The 19,575-nt window shown below is 37.3% G+C and carries 19 protein-coding genes and 1 tRNA gene; 11 read left to right on the top strand and 9 right to left on the bottom strand.

Annotated elements, in window-relative coordinates:
* Positions 1–25: 25 nt before the first annotated feature.
* On the bottom strand, positions 26–1,270 hold the full coding sequence (locus tag A33S_RS0107510; RefSeq protein WP_009382341.1) for an aminoacyltransferase: 1,245 nt from the start codon (positions 1,268–1,270) through the stop codon (positions 26–28).
* 294 nt (positions 1,271–1,564) lie between these two features.
* Between A33S_RS0107510 and A33S_RS12250 the strand changes: the two genes are divergently transcribed.
* Positions 1,565–1,654: transfer RNA gene (locus A33S_RS12250), tRNA-Lys, on the top strand.
* 126 nt (positions 1,655–1,780) lie between these two features.
* Positions 1,781–2,509 carry an alpha/beta hydrolase gene (locus A33S_RS0107505; RefSeq protein ID WP_009382338.1) on the top strand — a complete coding sequence of 243 codons (729 nt, stop codon included), beginning with the start codon at positions 1,781–1,783 and terminating at the stop codon, positions 2,507–2,509.
* A gap of 209 nt (positions 2,510–2,718) precedes the next feature.
* Here A33S_RS0107505 and A33S_RS0107500 read toward each other — a convergent pair whose 3' ends face one another.
* Positions 2,719–3,246, bottom strand: a complete 528-nt coding sequence (locus A33S_RS0107500) for a transcription repressor NadR (RefSeq protein WP_009382337.1) — start codon at positions 3,244–3,246, stop codon at positions 2,719–2,721.
* A gap of 4 nt (positions 3,247–3,250) precedes the next feature.
* A complete protein-coding gene (locus A33S_RS0107495; protein WP_017176702.1) occupies positions 3,251–4,336 on the bottom strand; it encodes a cysteine desulfurase family protein in 1,086 nt (361 codons plus the stop codon).
* A gap of 124 nt (positions 4,337–4,460) precedes the next feature.
* On the opposite strand from A33S_RS0107495, the gene nadC reads away from it, so the two are divergent.
* The 3 genes from nadC to A33S_RS0107480 all read left to right on the top strand — a co-directional run bounded on the left by nadC (position 4,461) and on the right by A33S_RS0107480 (position 7,610).
* Complete coding sequence (gene nadC / locus A33S_RS12245) at positions 4,461–5,291, top strand: carboxylating nicotinate-nucleotide diphosphorylase (protein ID WP_009382334.1); 831 nt, start codon at positions 4,461–4,463, stop codon at positions 5,289–5,291.
* Positions 5,292–6,392, top strand: coding sequence for a quinolinate synthase NadA (gene nadA, locus A33S_RS12240; RefSeq protein ID WP_017176701.1), 1,101 nt, complete (start codon positions 5,292–5,294; stop codon positions 6,390–6,392). It abuts the gene before it with no gap.
* Between the two features lie 507 nt (positions 6,393–6,899).
* Complete coding sequence (locus A33S_RS0107480) at positions 6,900–7,610, top strand: transglycosylase family protein (RefSeq protein ID WP_009382330.1); 711 nt, start codon at positions 6,900–6,902, stop codon at positions 7,608–7,610.
* A gap of 770 nt (positions 7,611–8,380) precedes the next feature.
* Here A33S_RS0107480 and A33S_RS0107475 read toward each other — a convergent pair.
* Both A33S_RS0107475 and A33S_RS0107470 read right to left on the bottom strand, forming a co-directional pair.
* Complete coding sequence (locus tag A33S_RS0107475; protein WP_051007384.1) at positions 8,381–10,117, bottom strand: acyltransferase family protein; 1,737 nt, start codon at positions 10,115–10,117, stop codon at positions 8,381–8,383.
* Positions 10,118–10,579: 462 nt separating this feature from the next.
* On the bottom strand, positions 10,580–13,042 hold the full coding sequence (locus A33S_RS0107470; RefSeq protein WP_238537485.1) for a heavy metal translocating P-type ATPase: 2,463 nt from the start codon (positions 13,040–13,042) through the stop codon (positions 10,580–10,582).
* A gap of 106 nt (positions 13,043–13,148) precedes the next feature.
* Between A33S_RS0107470 and A33S_RS0107465 the strand changes: the two genes are divergently transcribed.
* From A33S_RS0107465 to A33S_RS0107440, 6 genes are all read left to right on the top strand, one after another.
* Positions 13,149–13,757, top strand: a complete 609-nt coding sequence (locus A33S_RS0107465) for a GNAT family N-acetyltransferase (RefSeq protein WP_009382327.1) — start codon at positions 13,149–13,151, stop codon at positions 13,755–13,757.
* Positions 13,758–13,925: 168 nt separating this feature from the next.
* Positions 13,926–14,129 carry a helix-turn-helix transcriptional regulator gene (locus A33S_RS0107460; protein WP_009382325.1) on the top strand — a complete coding sequence of 68 codons (204 nt, stop codon included), beginning with the start codon at positions 13,926–13,928 and terminating at the stop codon, positions 14,127–14,129.
* Positions 14,126–14,839 carry a DUF3169 family protein gene (locus A33S_RS0107455; RefSeq protein WP_009382323.1) on the top strand — a complete coding sequence of 238 codons (714 nt, stop codon included), beginning with the start codon at positions 14,126–14,128 and terminating at the stop codon, positions 14,837–14,839. Before A33S_RS0107460 ends, A33S_RS0107455 begins: the two co-directional genes overlap by 4 nt.
* A gap of 15 nt (positions 14,840–14,854) precedes the next feature.
* Positions 14,855–15,577, top strand: coding sequence for a CPBP family intramembrane glutamic endopeptidase (locus A33S_RS0107450; protein WP_009382322.1), 723 nt, complete (start codon positions 14,855–14,857; stop codon positions 15,575–15,577).
* Between the two features lie 223 nt (positions 15,578–15,800).
* On the top strand, positions 15,801–16,409 hold the full coding sequence (locus A33S_RS0107445) for a DUF4352 domain-containing protein (RefSeq protein WP_017176698.1): 609 nt from the start codon (positions 15,801–15,803) through the stop codon (positions 16,407–16,409).
* A gap of 159 nt (positions 16,410–16,568) precedes the next feature.
* Positions 16,569–17,387: an SDR family oxidoreductase gene (locus tag A33S_RS0107440; protein ID WP_017176697.1), complete on the top strand. Its 819-nt coding sequence runs from the start codon at positions 16,569–16,571 to the stop codon at positions 17,385–17,387.
* Between the two features lie 92 nt (positions 17,388–17,479).
* Here A33S_RS0107440 and A33S_RS0107435 read toward each other — a convergent pair whose 3' ends face one another.
* The 4 genes from A33S_RS0107435 to A33S_RS0107420 form a co-directional block, all read right to left on the bottom strand.
* Positions 17,480–17,854 carry a DUF3147 family protein gene (locus A33S_RS0107435; protein ID WP_017176696.1) on the bottom strand — a complete coding sequence of 125 codons (375 nt, stop codon included), beginning with the start codon at positions 17,852–17,854 and terminating at the stop codon, positions 17,480–17,482.
* Between the two features lie 15 nt (positions 17,855–17,869).
* Positions 17,870–18,229: a DUF3147 family protein gene (locus tag A33S_RS0107430; RefSeq protein ID WP_009382317.1), complete on the bottom strand. Its 360-nt coding sequence runs from the start codon at positions 18,227–18,229 to the stop codon at positions 17,870–17,872.
* A gap of 331 nt (positions 18,230–18,560) precedes the next feature.
* Positions 18,561–19,187, bottom strand: a complete 627-nt coding sequence (locus tag A33S_RS0107425; RefSeq protein ID WP_017176695.1) for an ABC transporter ATP-binding protein — start codon at positions 19,185–19,187, stop codon at positions 18,561–18,563.
* Between the two features lie 2 nt (positions 19,188–19,189).
* Positions 19,190–19,575, bottom strand: a 386-nt coding sequence (locus A33S_RS0107420) for a DUF1430 domain-containing protein (protein ID WP_238537484.1), incomplete at its 5' end; no start/stop codon positions are given.

Below are 19,575 nucleotides of genomic sequence, written 5' to 3'. Positions count from 1 at the left end.
CAGTTTCTTCTATAATATATACGATTTAAAGACGACCTAGCTTTTTCGCAAGCTTATAAACAGTAGGTTGAATAGGCTTAATAAAGTCGCCGATATATTCTTCAACATGCGCATTAAAGCCTTTCTTAAACTGTTGCACACCGTAATCTTCAGCATCATCACTAAAGTCACCAGTGATACCGTAGAAGTTATAACGGTCGATACCATGATCCTTCGCAAACTTAATCATTTCCCACTGTAAGCGGTACGCGCCCATGAAGCGGTTAAACTCAGGGTTTGAACCACTTGATAAATAATAGACTTCATGGTCATTATAAATGTATAACGCTGATGCAAGATTTAACACATCACCATGTTCCGCCTTAAGCGCTTCAGTTTGGTCAATTTTTTTCTTACTACTATTAACTTGTTGCTCAAGCTGTTTCGCTTTATTTTTTTGCTTTTTAGAATTTGAATTCTCTTTTAAGGCTTCGTTAACTTCATTAAGCTCAGAAGTTAAGTCATCATGTTTTTTATTAAGTTCGTCTAAGTATTCATTTAAGTCTACATACGCAAGCTTTAACATTGCGTTTTCTTCGTATATATTTTGCATAATGTAGAAATAATCTTTTTCCTTAAACTTAAAGCCGTGACGCTCCTCAGCCATTCTAAATAATTTAAAGAATGTATCCGTATCTTCAATCGGTAACGTCTTCACTTTAACGCCCATTTCGTACGTTTTCTTGATATTACGGCGTGTTTGATAGTCCATTTCTTTTAATAATTGATCCTCGGACTTGCCTTTTAAATCAAGAACAGAGAGCCATCTAATTTGACTCGTAGACGAATAACCAACCGTGTAACCTTGGTGTTTGTAGCCTAGCTTTTCAAGTGTGCGCATCCAAGCACGGTTATCAAATGACTCAATAATCTCGCCCTCAGTATTGCGATAATTCTCAAGCTCATATGGATCTACAAGCACAAATAAAGCATTTAAGCGTTTTAAATACGCCGTTAACTCCTTGAAGAAGAACTCAACAAGTGGTATATTCGTGTAATCCATAACCGGACCGCGGTGCGTGTAGAAGTAACGATACACCTTAAGCGCTGGCGCCTCCGTTAAAAGGCAAGCCGCTAAAACATTGCCGTCATCGTCCTTAACACCAACAAGGTGAACATCGTTTTGATACTTTCTACGATAGTTATAGTGTTTAACAAGTTGCGTATAGTGTGAAAAATGTTCCGACGTAAAACGTTCGAACTCTTCACGTGATATATTCACAAATTGCATAAATTTACCTCTTTTCGCTAACGTATTTACATTCTCATATCTAATTAATTTTAAAAAATTCATCATAATATAATTGCTCAAATTTATCGTTTTAATATGTATGAAAAGCAATTATCGTATAACAACGACTATTGTTCCATTTAGTAATTTTATAGCAATAACGATAAAAAAACAACAAATTCAGTTACCACTGAGATAAGGTTTACGAATAATATTAATGAAAAAGTAATTTTTTGTAAATTTAGTATTGATTTCTATGAAGTTTATTGGTATATTATTAATTGTCTTGTTCATGGAGGGATACTCAAGTCTGGCTTAAGAGGATTAATATTTTATATTAATTAGGAGCTTATGCTCGCGTTGGTTCAAATCCTTCTCCCTCCGCTAATAGATACATACCGACCCTAGTTTTGATATTCAAAGCTAGGGTCATTTTTTTGGTTCCATTTAAATGATATTGGTAACATAAATGTTGTACATAAACGAACTCAAACGAAAGGGGACGACGAATTGAAAATTAAAAGTCCAGAGCACATATATGAAGCAATGCCATCCGATACCGCAATACTTCTGCTACATTCGTTTACAGGAAACGTTAACGAGTGCCGTCCTTTTGCGAAAAGGCTTAATAAGATCGGTTACGCGACTTATATTCCGAACTACCGTGGTCACGGTCTTAATGTAAGTGAACTTGTTAAGTACGATGTAAATGATTGGTACGACGACGTTGTGGCGGCGTTTAACTTTTTAAAAGAGGAAGGTTACAACAAGATTATTGTAGTGGGCACGTCACTTGGCGGTCTATTTACATTGAAGCTTGCTGAGGACGTATCATTCGATAAAGGCATCATCATGTCTGTTCCGATTGAGAAGGACGCAGAAGGCATTCACGATCGCCTGCACAGTTATGGTCGTCGCATGAACGATATCCTCGGTTTCGATGAGGACGAACGTCAACATGAGGCCAATGCGATTGAAACTTATTCGAAAGGTACAGATGCATTCATTCAAATGATTGAGCAGATTATGGCGGACGTTCAAGACATCGACACGCCGATGCACGTGCTGTATGGTTTAAACGACGCAGAGAGCTATCATACAAGTGCGCACTGGATTCACGAACATCTGGGCACCGACCACAAGACACTAGACGGCGTTCCAGACGCGACCCATCTCATGCTTCGTAGCCACGCTAAAGAAACCGTCGAACAAATGGTCATCGATTACATCGAAAGCTAGCACGTTAATTTAATTAACCTTACCGCCCCTCCTTGAAAAGCCCTTTCAAGCCAACAACTCAATTTATATAGAAGAAACTAGAAAAAGAGGCTGTATGCCTCTTTTCTTCATATAAATAAGGAAGTTGTAGTTCTTACTGGAAAATATGGTAAGAACACTTTAATCAAAAGCCTGTAATTATAAAACTGACACGGTGCTATGTTTCATTTCTACTTCACATCATCTACTAAATAACCATGTGCGCTCAAATCTTCAACTGCATTTTCTAAAATTTTGGACGTATGTGCTGAAATAGTATGTAGGTGATAATTATCTGTTAAGTGTGCAAGTAAGTGACTATTCTCTTTACTCATTGATGTAATAAAGTATTCAATATCTTCATGAGTTTCAATCATAAGCTCAGCCTTAATCGTTCCATATACAGAATGCTCGACAAACACATCATCAACCATTGCGCCATTGTCTATCACGATTTCAAGTTCATCCTGCGTTTGACCCATCGAATGATAACACATAATGACACGTTTAAACGCACGACCTTCTGGTTTTCTACTTATGGTATAACCCTTACTTGTCGAAGTGATAGGGTAGTCCATCGTCTTAAGTGTAGCAATATCTCGAACAATGATTTGTCGTGAAACCTCGAAAGTCTCACTTAACTCACGACCGCTTACTGCCGTGTTAGCTTCTTCTAAATATTTAACTATTGCTTCTCTGCGTTTATCCGTTTTATTCATGGTTCTACTCCTTTAAAATCTTACCAAGTGTTTCGTAACATATCTTAATCTCAGTATAACGGGTTGTGTCACATAGTGAAATCCGTAAATACTGTTTTTCAGAAAAGTTATCGTAGCTCGAAATTTTATTAAGCAGTCCTTTACTCATTAAAGTGCCGTGTCCACATGCTGTACCAGTCGAAACATAGATATTGCGACTTGATAAACTTTGCATAACGAATTGCCCTTCAAATTTAGGTGTTAATACGCCTAGAATATACGGTGATTGCGAACTAAAGTCGATTACTTTAAACCCTAGATCTTCAAGCGCTTCCCTAAATAACTGATTCAAGGATGTAACATTTGCTTGAGTATGCGTTTCTTCAAGTACTTTAACCATTGCGAGAATACTCGGTACATCTAGAGTTCCATTACGCATACCGTACTCATGATGGAAATGAGTGTTTAATGGTTTTATATATTTGAAGTCTGCAAGAAGAAACCCCGCCCCTTTAGAGCCACCAAATTTGTGTCCAGATACCGAATAAGAGGACACATATGCTATATTAAGCGGTTCTACTTTTAATACTGCTTGGATGCCATCTACGTGCATTGGGGTGCCGTGGCCATTCGCAATTTCACCTATAGATTCGACAGGTAAACGATAGCCTGTTTCTGAATTCACGTGTTGCATAATAATTAACACATCATCATTGTGGTCCTCTCTTTTAAAAGCCTCGACGTCAATTTCACCACTTGTATCTAAAGGTAAATAACGTATCTTAAAGTCCTTTTCAAAAGGGGAAAGACTTGCAAAGATAGAAGGATGCTCATAAGGGCTTACCCATATAGTGCCAGAGTTTTTATGAATTAAGTACATCGAAATCGCTATTCGATTTGCTTCAGACCCGGTTGTCGTGAAGATAACATCTTTATCACATTGGAAATATGTTTGAATAACGTGACGGCTATGATCTAAAGCACGCTGCACAAAGACGCCGCCTTGATGTATGCTTTCACTATTAAAAAAAAGTTTTTCTTGGGCTTTTAAATAAGTGTTAAGTGCTGATTGAGTAGGTTTTGTAGTTGAAGCATGGTCTAGATAAATCATGGTACATCCTCCTAAAACTAAATTAACTGTAAACATATTAGACATTTATATGTTAACATATGTGTAAACTTATATGTAAATTTTCGGTGTGGTATATTTAATCTAGTTTATGGAGGAATTTAAATTGAACCTTTTATTAGTTCGAGAAAAACTAAAACAATTTTACTTAGAAGATAGTCACTATGGAGATATATCTAGTGCGATTTTTAATCATGATGAACAAGGTGCGTTATACGTGAAAGCGAAATCTAATGGCGTATTTACAGGAGAACTTATTTTAAAGGAAGCATTTAAGCTAGTCGATAACGAATCTAAAATTTGCCTAAATGTTCGTGACGGAGAAGAAATTAAAGTGGGTGATACGATAGCGGAAGTTAAAGGTAATTTACGTGCTATCTTATCAATGGAACGTATTGCTTTAAATTTAATTCAACGTATGTCAGGTATTGCTACTAAAACGAATCGTATTGTGCGCCAAATTAGTCATACTGAGGCGAAGTTAACGGATACAAGAAAGACTACCCCAGGGCTTGGTATGTTCGAGAAGTATGCCGTGCGCGTTGGTGGCGGTGTGAATCATCGTCGTAACTTAAATGATGGTTTGATGTTGAAGGATAACCATATTGCTTACAGTCCATCTTTAAAAATAGCCGTTGAACTGGCACGTGCTCATTTAGGTCCAATGGATAAAATTGAAGTTGAAATTGAAAATTCAGACATGCTACAAGAGGCAATCGATGCTAAAGCAGATATTATTATGTTTGATAATTGTTCAGCAGATTGGATTAAGTCACATATTTCGAGCGTACCTAAACATATTCAAACTGAGGCTTCTGGCAACATTTCGGAAAAGAATGTTCGATCATATGCGGAATCAGGCGTCGATTTTATTTCAATGGGTGCTTTATTTTATGAAGCAAAAGCGCTCGATATCTCAATGAAAGTGGTGATATAAATGAAAGGTTCAGTATTTCAAATGGAAAGTGAAATTCCAGAACGTTATTTGAGAATGACTACGGCAGAGTTAGAAGAACGTGTTAGAACGATTAAAGACACCTTAGGAAAAGACCTTTTCATGCCTACACATCATTATCAAAAGGATGAGGTTGCTCAATTTGCAGATGTTATGGGTGATTCTTTAGAACTTGCACGTATTTGCCGTGAAAACACCGAAGCTAAATATTTTGTGTTCAATGGCGTACATTTTATGGCTGAAACAGCTGATATTCTTACACATGATCACCAAAAAATATATTTGCCTGATTTATCAGCCGGATGTGCTTTGGCAGATATGGCGAATATTAATCAAGCAAAGAATGCCTTTGATATTCTGACCGATACCTTCAATGAAGCATTATTACCTATAACATATGTAAATTCTACTGCAGAGATTAAAGCATTTGTCGGTTTAAAAGGGGGATCATGCGTTACAAGTGGTAATGCACGAAAAGTCATTCAATGGGCACTTGATCAAGGTAAACGTGTTTTATTCCTGCCTGACCAACATCTTGGTCGCAATATAGCGTTTGAATTAGGTATACCGCTATCAGCCATGGCGACTTATGATCCTATAAGTAAAGAACTTTATTATGACGGTGATATCGATCAAATTAAAATTGTCTTATGGAAAGGGCATTGTACTGTTCATGAGAAATTTCATACGACGCATATCAAGCGCGCACGAGAGAACAATCCCGATGTAAATGTACTTGTTCACCCAGAATGCGAGTTTGACGTGGTGCAGGAAGCAGATTATGCTGGGTCGACGAAATATATCTTGAAGACGATATCAGAGGCTAAGCCTGGTAGTATTTGGGTTATTGGTACGGAAATGAATTTGGTGAATCGTATTCGGACAAACTATCCTAAGTTAAATATTGAATCATTAAATCCACTTATGTGCGCTTGTTTAACTATGAACCGTATTGATTTACCGCATCTTACTTGGTGCTTAGATAAAATAATGAATGGCGACACTTCTAATCAAATTAGTGTTGAAGCGGATATCGCACACCCAGCTAAAGATAGTTTAAATCGTATGTTAGCTATTACATAGTTTAAAGGATATTCCTTTTAAAAAGTAATTCTATTAATAGTAGCAAGTATGCTTAAATTAATTTGAATATTGTTATTGACACATAAAAGTTGTCGATCTCTGAAGCAATTTAATATTCTTGGATTGCTTTTTAAATAAGGGGAATAAGCGTTGTTATAGGCTTTTCTAAAATCTCATTAAACACAGGTCTATTTCTTTGACAATAACTTTTTTGTGCATTCTATGGATAATTTATCAATAAATTTGAAAATATTTCATCTTACAATTTATTGATTTAATCATTTTGTAATAATTTTAATGCCGTCCCTATGCGATTTCTAGATAAGTTGCAAACAATGATTAACAAAAGATTTCAAGTGTATAGTAAATTGTTATACGTCTGTAATTTACAACTCGGAATTTTATGTTAAAGTGTTAATTGTCTTTTGAAACAAAGTAACTCAGAAATGAACTATCACGAAATTTTATAGAAAAATAGATAATAAAAAATTTTGGAGGTTTTTTATAATGAAAAAAGTATTATTAACATCTACATTAGCATTAGGTCTAGGAGTAACTGGCGTAGCAGGTAACGCTAACGCTGCTGAAGGTAACCAAACTGAATTAGCTAACAAAGCTCAAAATAACCCAGAAGCATTAAACAATGCTCCTGTTCAAGAAGGTTCATATGATATCTCATTTTCACAAAATGGTTTAAACTATAACTTCGTATCAAATGGTACTTACTGGGCTTGGAGTTATGGTGCAGGTGAACAAGACGCTTCAGATTTATTAGAAGGTGAACCAGTTGAAGAAACAACTGAAGCTCCTGCTGAAGAAGTAGCACCAGCACAAGAAGAAGTAGCTCCAGTACAAGAAGAAACTACTGAACAAGCTCCAGTTCAAGAGGAAGCTCCAGTACAAGAAGCAGCTCCTCAAACTCAAGCTGTTCAACAACCAGTTCAAGAGCAACCAGCTCAAGAAGCTAACAACGGTGGCGTTCAAGTAAACGAACACTTACAAGCTATCGCTTACAGAGAATCACGTAATAACCCAACTGCTATCAACCCATCTTCAGGTGCAGCAGGTAAATACCAATTCTTACAATCAACTTGGGACACTGTAGCTCCAGCTGAATACGTTGGTGTATCACCAGCTCAAGCTCCTGAATCAGTACAAGACCAAGCAGCTATGGACTTATACAACAACTACGGTGCAGGTCACTGGGTAACTGCATAATCCTAATCGATTAAATATAATGAATGTTTAAAATAGAGAGCTATCGGCACTAATGTGTCGGTAGCTTTTTTGCGTTGTAGGGTATTTGAGGAGTAATGTTAATTGTAATGCGCTGATAACGACTTGTGATTCGGTGACAAGTTGGTAAAAGCCTCGTTAGCAACTAGTGGAGATATGACAAGTTGGTAAAAGCCCCGTTAGCAACTAGTGGAGATGCGACAAGTTGGTAAGAGCGCCGTTAACGACTAGTGGAGATGTGACAAGTTGGTAAGAGCCGCGTTAGCAACTAGTGAAGATGCGACAAGTTGCCTATATCAATAGAATCAATAGTTAGATATTAATAATACTCAATATTAGCGTCGGAATGAGCGAACGACACCGACGCAAAACGCCAATAACGTCGGAATGAGCGACTGAAACCGATGTAAAACTCAAATAGCGTCGGAATGAAAGGCTGAAACCGATGTAAAACAAAATAGCGTTGGAATGAGCGAACGAAACCGATGCAAAACGCAATTAACGTCGGAATGAAAGAATCAAACCGACGCAAAACTCAAATAGCGTCGGAATGAGCGAACGAAACCGATGTAAAACTCAAATAGCGTCGGAATGCGCAACCGAAACCGACGCAAAAGCCGAATAGCGTCGGAATGCCAGTATCAAACCGACGCTATCTCGAAATACCCAACTCCTAAAATCCCGATAACCCATAAAAAAAGAAGCATTTACGAACGCAATCGTAAATGCTCCTCATCTTTTTATTTCTCTTCTTAAGGTTTTTCCTCAGTTTCTTCATTAATTAATTGTGCGAGACGGTCGATACCAGGTTTTTCTAGGTGGATACCGTCATGTGCAAAGTATTCTTGATGACCTTCTGAAGCTTTGTACCAATCGATCAGTTTGACGTTTTCTTTTTCGTCAGCTACTTGATGTAATGCAGTATTGACTTGTGCTTCGTATTCACGTGGAACACGCGTTGTCACAACGTAAATTTGTGCTTTATCAAATGCTTGTGTCAGTTGATCCATCTCTTGCTTCGTAAAGGCACCGTTTGTACCAAGTTCTAAGATGATCTTAGAGTTTTCGGTATTGAATTTCTGATATTTATTATTTGCTAATGGGATAACGTCGCGTAATTGACGACCGACTTTACCGTCGATAACGGCGTTAGGGTGATCTTGTTTCACTCTTTCACCGATATCAACCATAACGGAGTCACCCATGAGTAAGTAGTTTGCTTCTTCTTCGCTTTCGTTACCGCTGCCTTCTTTGCTTGGTGGCTTAGGTTCTGCATTGCCTTGGTTACTTGTAAATTCTTGTTTCTTTTCTTTTTTCGCTGTGTCTTTTCCTAAATGGTTAAAAGCCCCGCAAAGAATTAGAATTGATGGAACGAGTACTAACGCTGTTAGCGCTGTTCTAACAAAGCGTTTAACTTTAACTGGGTTGATACTGAAACTTTTGAAACCGCCTTTTCGAATTGGCTTTTCAATGAAGTTATAAGAGAACTCTGTTAACGCTAACATAATCAGAATGTCTAATAGATAAACGTACCAAGGATATTGGCCTTTGACGAAATGGTTATGAAGTAGCGTGATAACAGGGAAATGCCATAAGTATAAACTGTATGATCGTTTACCAATGTAAACGAATACTTTGTTACCCATCAGTTTCGCAAGCTTTGATGCTGGGTGGGCACAAGCGGCGATTAAGAATAACGTCATTAACGAAATTAGGTAGAAGCCGCCGTTGTAAATCCATCCTGTCTTGTCTGTAATAAAGAAGAAACATAGGATGAGTAATGCTAAACTGATAAATCCTAGAATATCAATGAACATCACGACGCGTTTCGGTGGATGTTGTCTTAAATTAAATGGTGGCCAGATAAAGCTGAGTAGCACACCAAATAATAGGGTTTGAAGTCGTGTATCTGTGCCGAAGTATACGCGTGAACTGTTGTCTGTGATTGAGAAAATGATGATCATAAGCACAAGTGACACTAAAGAAAGTATGAATAATATCGTGAAAATCTTGTTGAGTTTCTTAACTTTCTTAAGTAAAAACAGTAGAACGATAGGGAAGAATATGTAGAATTGTTCTTCTATCGCGAGTGACCACAAGTGCATGAATGGTTTCATCTCGAATTGGTCGAAGTAGCTTACATTATCAAAAATGAACCACCAGTTCGTTACGTAAAAGATTGAAGCAATCGCATCATTCTTAAAGTTTACGATCGAATCGGGTTCGAAAAAGAGTGTGTAAACGAGTACGACGCCAATCATAAAGAAGACGGCTGGGAACAATCGTTTTATCCGTTTAATCCAAAAACGCTTTAGATCAATGGTACCGTTTTTGTTGTACTCATTTAAAAGTAAACTCGTAATGAGGTACCCGGATATAACGAAGAAAGTGTCAACGCCTAGGAAACCACCTGTTAACCACTGTTTATTTAAGTGGTAAATAATGATGCCAAGAACTGCAATAGCACGAAGCCCGTCGAGGCCAGGCATATACCTAGCTTTATGTAATCTGTTTAACCTCAAGATTAACACTCCATATTTATTTATTTTTTTAAAAGTACTACAACATAATCAAATATTTTCACATAATTTAAAAGAAGTCAATAATTAATTCGTGTATTTAAATAAAAAGGAAATTATGCCTAATTTCCTTATAATACATTATATTATAATCATACATCGGATAGGAATTTCAAAATATAAGTGTCAATTTTATGATATTTTTAAAAATAGAAGGCTAGAATTATAGATAAGACATGTAGTTAGGAGCTTTAAATTCTAATCACTAGGATTGGGTGAATGATACGAAATCCGTTGGTTTGAAAGGGCTTTTCAAAAAAGGGGAAGACTGACGCTTGTGTGCCAGTAGTATGCCGTCAGTGTAAAACGACAATTTGTGACAATAATAAAAGGCCCAAGACTTACCACCAAGATAAGCTTGGACCCATAAAACTATTTATTCAATTTTACACGTTGTAAGCGTAACGCGTTTAACACAACGGATACGGAACTGAACGCCATCGCAGCACCTGCAACCCATGGTGCAAGTAAACCTAATGCTGCAATTGGAATACCAATAGAATTGTAAATAAATGCGAAGAACAGATTCTCTTTAATGTTACGCATTGTCTTACGACTCATGAGTATCGCATCAGGAACACTATTCAGATCTCCACGCATCAATGTGATGTCTGCGGCTTCAATCGCAATGTCAGTACCAGTACCCATCGCCATACCAATCGTAGCTTCGGCAAGGGCAGGTGCATCGTTAATACCATCACCAACCATTGCGACGCGTTTACCTTTCTGCTCAAGTACTTCGACCTGAGCACGTTTATCATCAGGAAGTACTTCGGCGATGACGTGGTCAATGCCGACTTCGCGACCAATCGCGTCTGCCGTACGTTTGTTATCACCAGTTAACATGAGTACTTCGATGCCTAAATCGTGTAAGCGCTCAATCGCCTCTTTCGACGTCGGCTTCACAACATCGGATACTGCTACAACGCCAGCTAACTTACCTTCAACACCAACAAGCATCGCAGTTTTACCAGATGCTTCAAGTTCTTGAATACGCGATTCCATTTCATCACTTTCAATTTCATATTTCGCCATGAGTTGTCGCGTACCTACATAAACCGATTTACCGTTCACAATAGCTTTAATACCATAACCAGGTACCGCCTCAAATTCACGTACGTCCTGCAATTCAACATCATTTGATTCAGCATATCGTACAATCGCCGTCGCAAGTGGATGTTCAGACTCACGTTCGGCACTACTAACGTAAGTTAAAACGTCCGACGCACTAAAGCCGTTCGCTACTTCGACATCCGTTAATGTCGGTTCACCTTGCGTCACGGTACCCGTCTTATCTAACACGACCGTGTCGACGTCTCGCGTACGCCCTAAATGTTCGCCACCTTTAAACAGTAATCCCATCTCAGCGGCACGTCCTGAACCAGCCATTATAGACGTAGGTGTCGCTAAACCTAGCGCACATGGACATGCGATAACGAGAATTGAAATCGTTGGAATTAAAGCGTGCTCAAAGTGACCTGGATCTACAAACACAATCCAAATTAGAAACGTAAGTAACGCAATACCTACAACGACAGGTACGAATATGCCTGAAATTTTGTCCGCTAAGCGTTGAACGTCTGCTTTAGAACCTTGTGCTTCCTCAACCATCTTAATAATTTGAGATAACGCCGTGTCCTTACCAACATTCGTAGCACGAACTTTTAAAGCGCCGTTCTTATTAACTGTTGCGCCAATTACGTTATCGCCAGAATTTTTTTCAACCGGCATGCTTTCGCCCGTAATCATGGATTCATCCAATGCCGATTTACCTTCAATAATGGTACCGTCGACAGGGACCTTTTCACCGGGGCGCACGAGTACAACATCACCTGAAACAACGTCATCTACTGCTATTTCAACGACCTCGCCATCACGTTCGACACGGGCTGTCTTAGCCTTAAGTTGAAGTAACTTCTCAATCGCGGCACTCGTCTTACCTTTAGCACGCGCTTCGAATAGTTTACCTAACAAGATTAACGTGATAATCACTGCCGACGCTTCAAAGTAGAGTTCAGGGTGTCCCGTCATCCCATCTTTAATCCATTTAACCGTCTGATAAATACTATAGAAATAGGCGGCACTCGTACCTAGTGCAACAAGCACATCCATATTCGCGCTCTTATTACGTAACGCTTTAAAGGCGCCGACGTAAAACGCACCACCAATAATAAACTGAACTGGCGTCGCGAAGATAAGTTGCACGAAAGGATTCATGAGGAAATCAGGTAGTGGTATAAAGTTTAAGAAACTAAAGTGCGCCACCATCGTCCAAAGTAGTGGCAAGGTTAAGATTAAGGCCGCAATAAATTTCATCGTTTGGCGTTTAATTTCATCTTGCTTATGGTTCTGTTTCTCATCATTCGTCTGATCCATTATCAACTTATAACCAAGTTTATCCACGATAGTTTTAAAGTCATCAGGCCCCGTCGTACCTTCAAGATACGTAACATTCAGTTTCTCAAGTGAGAAATTCACATTCGCTGAAACGATACCGTCCGCCTTTTGAATTCCTTTCTCAATGCGATTCGCACACGCCGCACACGTCATACCTTCTATATCAAAGGACGCGTCGGTCGTTTGTAAATCGTAGCCGAGCTTCTTGATCTTGTCATGAAAGGCGCTAATCGAAGTCACATCAGGATCATACTTAACGGTAGCCCGTTCGAGCGCAAAGTTCACATTCGCTTCAGACACTCCGTCCGTCTTATTCAAGCCCTTTTCAACACGATTCGCACACGCCGCACATGTCATGCCTGTAACATTCAAATTAAGTTCTTTTTGTGTCACACAATCCCTCCTTCTTGAAAAGCCATTTAGAAAAGCAAGTTTCATTTAAATCTATTTTAACATACCCTATATGGGTATTTCGACCTTGCTGTTTATAATTAGAAATCCGGGTATAGAATAACGTTATGAAAACCGCATAGGAGGAATCAGATTGGCGAACGTTTCGATAGAGAGAGCAAGTAAAGATTATACACTTGGTGGACGCGTTAACTATTTAGCAATTGGAGATATGTGTGAAGCATTCTTAGGCACCTCTGAAAAGCACAAAATCGAATACCTCATGCAACAACTTTGGAAAAAGCCCGGCAACCGATTTAGTCACGAATATTCTTTAGTAGCGAAAAAGGGCGATAACGTAACAGGTATTGTGACATGTTATCCTGTGTCAAAGATGGACGCTACAATGGGACAAACCGTGCTTCAAATTTTGAAATTGAAAGGACTTGGCGCCATTTCGTTATTAGTTCAGAATTTTAAAAGCATAAAGTCTCTAATCACGATGAAAGAAGGATACAAAGGCGAGTATCATGTAAGTATGTTAGCTGTGTTGCCTGAGCACCAAGGTACAGGATCTGGTACAGCTCTACTTAAAGCTACAGAAGATTACGCCTTAAACGAAGGGTTTGATACATGTTCACTTACCGTCAAAAAAGATAATCATGAAGCGCGCAAACTCTATGAAAAGATGGGGTATAAAATCGTTGGCGATATTGATAAAGCGCCGTTTCATTTATATCGCATGCGTAAACAGTTGGTTTGAAAATAGGTCTTGATAGATGAGTCTGACACGTTGGTGTCAGGCTTTTTTTAGAGTTTAAATTGATAATTAAAGTTATCATTTTGACAAGTGAACATAACTTTTTGACAAGTATACTTTACAAAACTGCGAAGTTGTATTAACGTATTAAGTGCAGAAAGGGGATAGCGTATGCGTAACCGAATTAAAGAGCTTAGAGCACGTGATGGCTATAATCAGACCAAACTTGCTAAAAAAGTTAAAGTTTCAAGGCAGACGATTTCAATGATCGAACGAAACGAATTTATGCCGTCAGTACATACGGCAGCTAAAATCGCAAATATTTTTAATGAACGTATTGAAGACATATTTATTTTCGAGGAGGAAGAACTGTGAAAAAGAGAAGAAATAGTATTCCATTTATCATACTTTCGCTGATAATAGGAGGTATAATCGGAGGTTTAATTGGCTTACTTATTGACGAAGGCATACCCAAATTTCTTAACTGGGTCTCAGGTAATATTATCAATGGTATAGCAGTAATTTTAGTTATAATTTTAGGTTTATTAATGTTAAAACGCTTAAATAAGGCAAAGACATATAATCAATTGATGGAAAATGAAGATGATGGATTTGAAGATGATTATGACTTAATGAGAGGTAAACAAATTTACAAAACATCAATTTTAATACATGTCATTAATATATTAGCTTTGTTAAACATTTCTATTTTAGCACTTTTTATGAAAGATTCTGGACGTATGTTCTTTATTGCTTTTATTACATTAATGATCGCAACGATATTTAGTTACATTTATAATGCACAAATTCATAAAGTAGATAAGCGCTTCCCAAAATTATCAGATAGCAATCCAGTTAATACTTTGTTAAATAATTTTGATGAAGGAGAGCGTTATATCATGTTTAATGCTATTTATAAATTATTTCAATATAACCTCTCTATTTTCTTAATGTTTGCAATGATATGTGCCGCAGCCGCTGCATTTGGTTTTAATGATATTGGAATTTCATCAGTACTATTTTGTGTATTATACATTGTTAATATTTCTTATTATTACAAAAAAATTAAAGTTTATTACTACTAGGAAGAGGTTGAAAATATGAATAAAGCACAAAAAGAACATATTTTACTAAGAATATTAAAAGTAATTGGCTTTATTTTACTGGCTATAATACCTATGACTTTATCGTCATTTTTAGTTACATCAGATAAAAACTTGCCGCTATGGGGCACGATACTTCTAACATTACTTATACTTTGCATAGATTTAACTTTAATTTGGTTTATGTACCGTAAGTATAAAAAGTATTCAGGACACGGGATAAAGAAACTTACCCTTAAAACGATTGGTCTTATCATTCTATTCGCAATTTTTGCTAGAGCGCTAATGTATGGATTAACGGTACTACGTATATCTTTACTTGGTGAAAAGATGACTAAGAACGATCAAGCTATAATGGGATTTGATTACCAAAATACTTCTATGATAGCTATGTTGCTCTTTGTTTTAACGCTCAGTTTTATAACGCCAATCTTAGAGGAATTAGCATTTAGAGGGATTTTTTACAATAAAGTATTCAAGTATGGTAGTTTCATATTACCGTTAGTGATTACTTCATTAGTGTTCGGTTCATTCCATATGCCTTCAGATATTCTTTCGCTTATCATCTATGCTTCTTTAGGAGCGCTATTAATTATTATTTATAGAAAAACTGAAAATATTTTAGCTTCAATGATTTTGCATATGATTAATAACTTATTGCCAGCATCAATGCTATTTATAATGTACTTAAATGGCGTCTCTATGACAAATCTTATGTAAAATGTGATTAAAGTGCCGCGTTGTTAACGTGGCGTTTTTTTATTTAAGATATTGCGATGTGAAATTTTGTATTTTAAAACTGCATATATAAACTTTAATATTTATAACTATAAAGTTTACATCTTCTGGATAATCTAAAATATATAAATTTATATAAAACCATTAAATTAAATAAATAGATGCGGTAAAATAAAATAAACATAATATTTTGGAGGGTTAAATAATGGATAATGAAAGTAAATATGAAGAACAACTAAAAAAACAGCAACAAGAATTTGAAGATTACAAAAAACAACAAAAATCAAAATCCAAAAAGAAATGGTTGTTTGGTTGTGGTGGGTGTTTAGGATTACTTATCATACTAGGTATCTTATTTGGAGCATGCACTAATAGTGTAGTTAATGAAGTAGATAAAAGCGTTAATGAAGAAGGTACTTTAGATAAGGATAAGGACACCAAAGTTAAAAAAGTAGGAGAGACTACAGAAGTAGATGATATTGAATTTACGTTAGATGGAGCTACATATACTGATGAACGTAATGAATTTGCTGAAGTTGAAGCTGACAAAGTACTTAAAGTAGATATGACAATAAAAAATGGTTCTGATGAAGAAATCCCAGTAGGCTCAGATGTCAAAGTGTACGCTGATGGAAAGCAAGTTAAAACTTATCCTATTAATGATTCATTAATAGATTCCCTATCTCCAGGTCGCTCAATTAGTGGTTCAGAAGGTTTCGCTATTAACGGCAACCCTAAAAAGATTGAACTTGAATTTCAACCATTAATGTCATTTTCTAATAAACGTTACGTTTACGAGGTAAATCCTCAATAATTTAATGAGCTAAGACATTTTGTTAATGTTGGGAGGATTTCCTAGATTGCAAAATTGTCTTAGCTTTTCTTATATTATTAGTCCTGAACGGAATCTTTTATCGCCTTTACAAAGCAATGTATAATACTAACTAGATATTAATTAAAAGGAGTGTTAAGCATGAAGAGATTAGAAGGCAAGGTCGCGATCGTATCAGGCGCGGCTACTGGAATAGGGCGTGCTTCGGCTTTTCAAATGGCATCAGAAGGTGCAGAAGTACTCGCGTTCGACGTTTCAGAAAAGTTAGACCAAACAGTACAAGACATCAATGATGCAGGATACAAAGCTAAAGGCTATCACTTAGATATTGCTGACGAGAAAGCTATAGAAGACCTCGCAGACAAAATCAAATCTGAATACGGTAAGATTGATGTGCTTTTCAACAATGCGGGCATTGATATTAAGGGTGGTCGCATCCACGAATACGAGGTTGAAACTTTCGACAAGATCTTAAACGTAGACTTACGCGGAACGTTCTTTATGACGAAATTCTTCATCACACTCATGCTTGAAAATGGCGGTTCAATCGTGAACACAGCGTCATTTTCAGGTGAAGCGGCTGACTTAAATCGTGCCGGTTACAATGCCGCTAAAGCTGGTGTCGTGAACTTAACACGTTCTACTGCGATTGAATATGGACGTGAAAATATCCGTTGCAATGCAATCAATCCAGGAACGATTGAAACACCTCTAGTAGATAATTTAGCTGGTACTAATGATGACAAAGGTGGTCGCGCATTCCGAGATACACAGAAATGGGTAACACCTCTAGGTCGTTTAGGTAAGCCAGAAGAAGTTGGTAAACTTGTCGCATTTCTAGCGTCAGACGATAGTTCATTTATTACAGGTGAAACAATCCGAATTGACGGCGGTGTGATGGCGTACACTTGGCCTGGTGACATGTTGACAGACGACAGTTGGAAAAACTCAATTCAATAAATAAAAAAAGAGGCTATGACGCGAGAGACATGCTTCTTCAGGGGGCTCAATAACCCATCTTGAAGGCACATATCAGACTGTCATAGTCTCTTTTAATGTTTATAATGATGCGTATGCTTATGTCTAAAGAACTTTTCGCCGATTTCGAATAATAAGAAAGCACTGATAAACCACACGATAAAGCCGACAACGATGCTGAGTAACCACATATGCGTTGTCGCAAGCATACCCCACGTCGCAAGCATGCTACATAAGACGCCAATCATTCCAAATATCGCGCCCTTACTTACGTGCATCGCCATAGCGCGACCGTATTGCAGGCCTGCAACATACATCGAAATTAAGAAAACTGCTGGGAACGCTGCGAAGATACCGCCGTATGCTTTGACTGGAATCACTTTCGAAAGTAAATATGTTAGCACGACGGTTAAACCGCCGACTAAAAATTTGATGAGATTTAATTTCATATTCGTAACACCTCTTTATAAATGCGTAACCATAAATATGAGCGTTGCTAAAACGAGCCAACTTGCGATTGTAAAGATGAGTCCCACGTGGTGTCCCCACTTCCTGATGACATAAACTGATAAGAACACACTTAGGATACATGCCACAATTCCGACGATGGCACCCGTACTCATGTGTATGGACATTTGAACGAGTTCTTCACCGTGATGATCTATTGCGAGCGCTACGACAGCTGCTAAGTAAACTGCCGGCATCGTAGCGATGATGCCCCCGAATTTACCGCCAATTTTTCCCGCGAGGTAAGAGGCTAGTAAGACGGCGAGGCCACCGATGACGAAGCGCAAGATAACGCCGATTAATGATATATCTGACATCATATACACCTCTTTAAACCTGTATGTATATGTAAGATACCCGTATACTTTAAATATTATGTGAAGTTTATATATTGATAATTTATATGATTTAATTCATTTATCTTTTTGAAAAGCCCTTGGAATACAATATAGAATGCTTTACGAAATAAATGGTATAGCGAATAAGCGGAACGGATTCTATTAGTCACACAATCGCATTTTGTATTGCACGATTTATTATGTTACTTTGAAAATAAGTCGATATGAATCACACTAACCACCAATCTTTCCCTTTAGTTGTCATAACTAAAGGGGAATTTTGTATGGTTAGGCTTATATAGGTTGACATTTAAGCAAAAGAATCGAGATCAATCAGTCTTGTACCTATATCAAAAAATCGTTCGCTATGAGTAGCCATGACGATTGTAACGCCTTTAGCAATTAAAACTATAAACAATTCTACGATATCTTTCGCATTCTTTTCGTCTAAATTACCCGTAGGTTCGTCTGCGAATATGATAGATGGATTCTTAAGTATCGCTCTTGCAATCGCAACGCGTTGTTGTTCGCCGCCGCTACACGTAAATACTTTCCTGTGTAATAAATCTTGTGAAAGACCAACATCTTGAAGTGCTTGTTTTATTTTTGGTGTATCTTTCTTTGAAATATTTAACGGTAATAGAAGGTTTTCGAAGACAGTCTTATTTTCCAGTAAACCGTAGTTTTGATAAACATAAGCAATGTCTTTTCGCTTCAGTTTTCTAATTTGTGAAGCGGTTTTAATAGGCGAGTCATAATAAGAGACCTGACCTTGAGTAGGTGGTTCTAATAAGCTCATGATATTAAGCAATGTCGATTTCCCTTGACCGCTTTTGCCGCGAAGCACGACAAAGTCGCCCTTATTAATTTTCAAATGAATATTTTTAAATATTTCATGATCTTTAAATGACTTTGAAACATAAGTTAATTCAATCATGGTTATGCCTTTCCTTTCAAAATTTCGTTCTGGTTCTTTTTATTTAAAATGATAAATTCAATCATAATCAGAATTAGTTCTAAGATAAGCATTCCAATAAAGATTAAGAAGCTTAATAATACATACTTACTCAACAAAGTGAAAAGCATAAAAGTATTAAATGCAAGAATAAGTAAGATGGCTTTTGAATGAGTTCTTAAAAAACTGTAACCTAAATTATATTTGAGAAATATCGCATACTTACAATTGGCAAAGTAAAGATGAATCGCAGTTATAATAGAAATCATTAGTGCAGTTAAGGTTAGGCATGCGAGCGCAACATATTTAATCAATTCTCGTTGAGCTGCGTTCACATCGTCAACTTTAGTGTTATACACAGATTCAATCG

Origin of the sequence: Staphylococcus massiliensis CCUG 55927 (assembly GCF_000298075.1) — a bacterium.
In the GTDB taxonomy this organism is placed as follows: domain Bacteria; phylum Bacillota; class Bacilli; order Staphylococcales; family Staphylococcaceae; genus Staphylococcus; species Staphylococcus massiliensis.
This window is presented reverse-complemented; position numbering and strand designations above follow the sequence as displayed.

Excerpts from the sequence above, each read along its gene's own strand:
- A33S_RS0107510 (WP_009382341.1), bottom strand. The coding sequence starts at position 1,270 with ATGCAATTTGTGAATATATCACGTGAAGAGTTCGAACGTTTTACGTCG.
- A33S_RS0107500 (WP_009382337.1), bottom strand. The coding sequence starts at position 3,246 with ATGAATAAAACGGATAAACGCAGAGAAGCAATAGTTAAATATTTAGAA.
- A33S_RS0107495 (WP_017176702.1), bottom strand. The coding sequence starts at position 4,336 with ATGATTTATCTAGACCATGCTTCAACTACAAAACCTACTCAATCAGCA.
- nadA (WP_017176701.1), top strand. The coding sequence starts at position 5,292 with ATGAAAGGTTCAGTATTTCAAATGGAAAGTGAAATTCCAGAACGTTAT.
- A33S_RS0107480 (WP_009382330.1), top strand. The coding sequence starts at position 6,900 with ATGAAAAAAGTATTATTAACATCTACATTAGCATTAGGTCTAGGAGTA.
- A33S_RS0107475 (WP_051007384.1), bottom strand. The coding sequence starts at position 10,117 with ATGCCTGGCCTCGACGGGCTTCGTGCTATTGCAGTTCTTGGCATCATT.
- A33S_RS0107470 (WP_238537485.1), bottom strand. The coding sequence starts at position 13,042 with ATGAAACTTGCTTTTCTAAATGGCTTTTCAAGAAGGAGGGATTGTGTG.
- A33S_RS0107460 (WP_009382325.1), top strand. The coding sequence starts at position 13,926 with ATGCGTAACCGAATTAAAGAGCTTAGAGCACGTGATGGCTATAATCAG.
- A33S_RS0107450 (WP_009382322.1), top strand. The coding sequence starts at position 14,855 with ATGAATAAAGCACAAAAAGAACATATTTTACTAAGAATATTAAAAGTA.
- A33S_RS0107445 (WP_017176698.1), top strand. The coding sequence starts at position 15,801 with ATGGATAATGAAAGTAAATATGAAGAACAACTAAAAAAACAGCAACAA.
- A33S_RS0107440 (WP_017176697.1), top strand. The coding sequence starts at position 16,569 with ATGAAGAGATTAGAAGGCAAGGTCGCGATCGTATCAGGCGCGGCTACT.
- A33S_RS0107435 (WP_017176696.1), bottom strand. The coding sequence starts at position 17,854 with ATGAAATTAAATCTCATCAAATTTTTAGTCGGCGGTTTAACCGTCGTG.
- A33S_RS0107430 (WP_009382317.1), bottom strand. The coding sequence starts at position 18,229 with ATGTCAGATATATCATTAATCGGCGTTATCTTGCGCTTCGTCATCGGT.
- A33S_RS0107425 (WP_017176695.1), bottom strand. The coding sequence starts at position 19,187 with ATGATTGAATTAACTTATGTTTCAAAGTCATTTAAAGATCATGAAATA.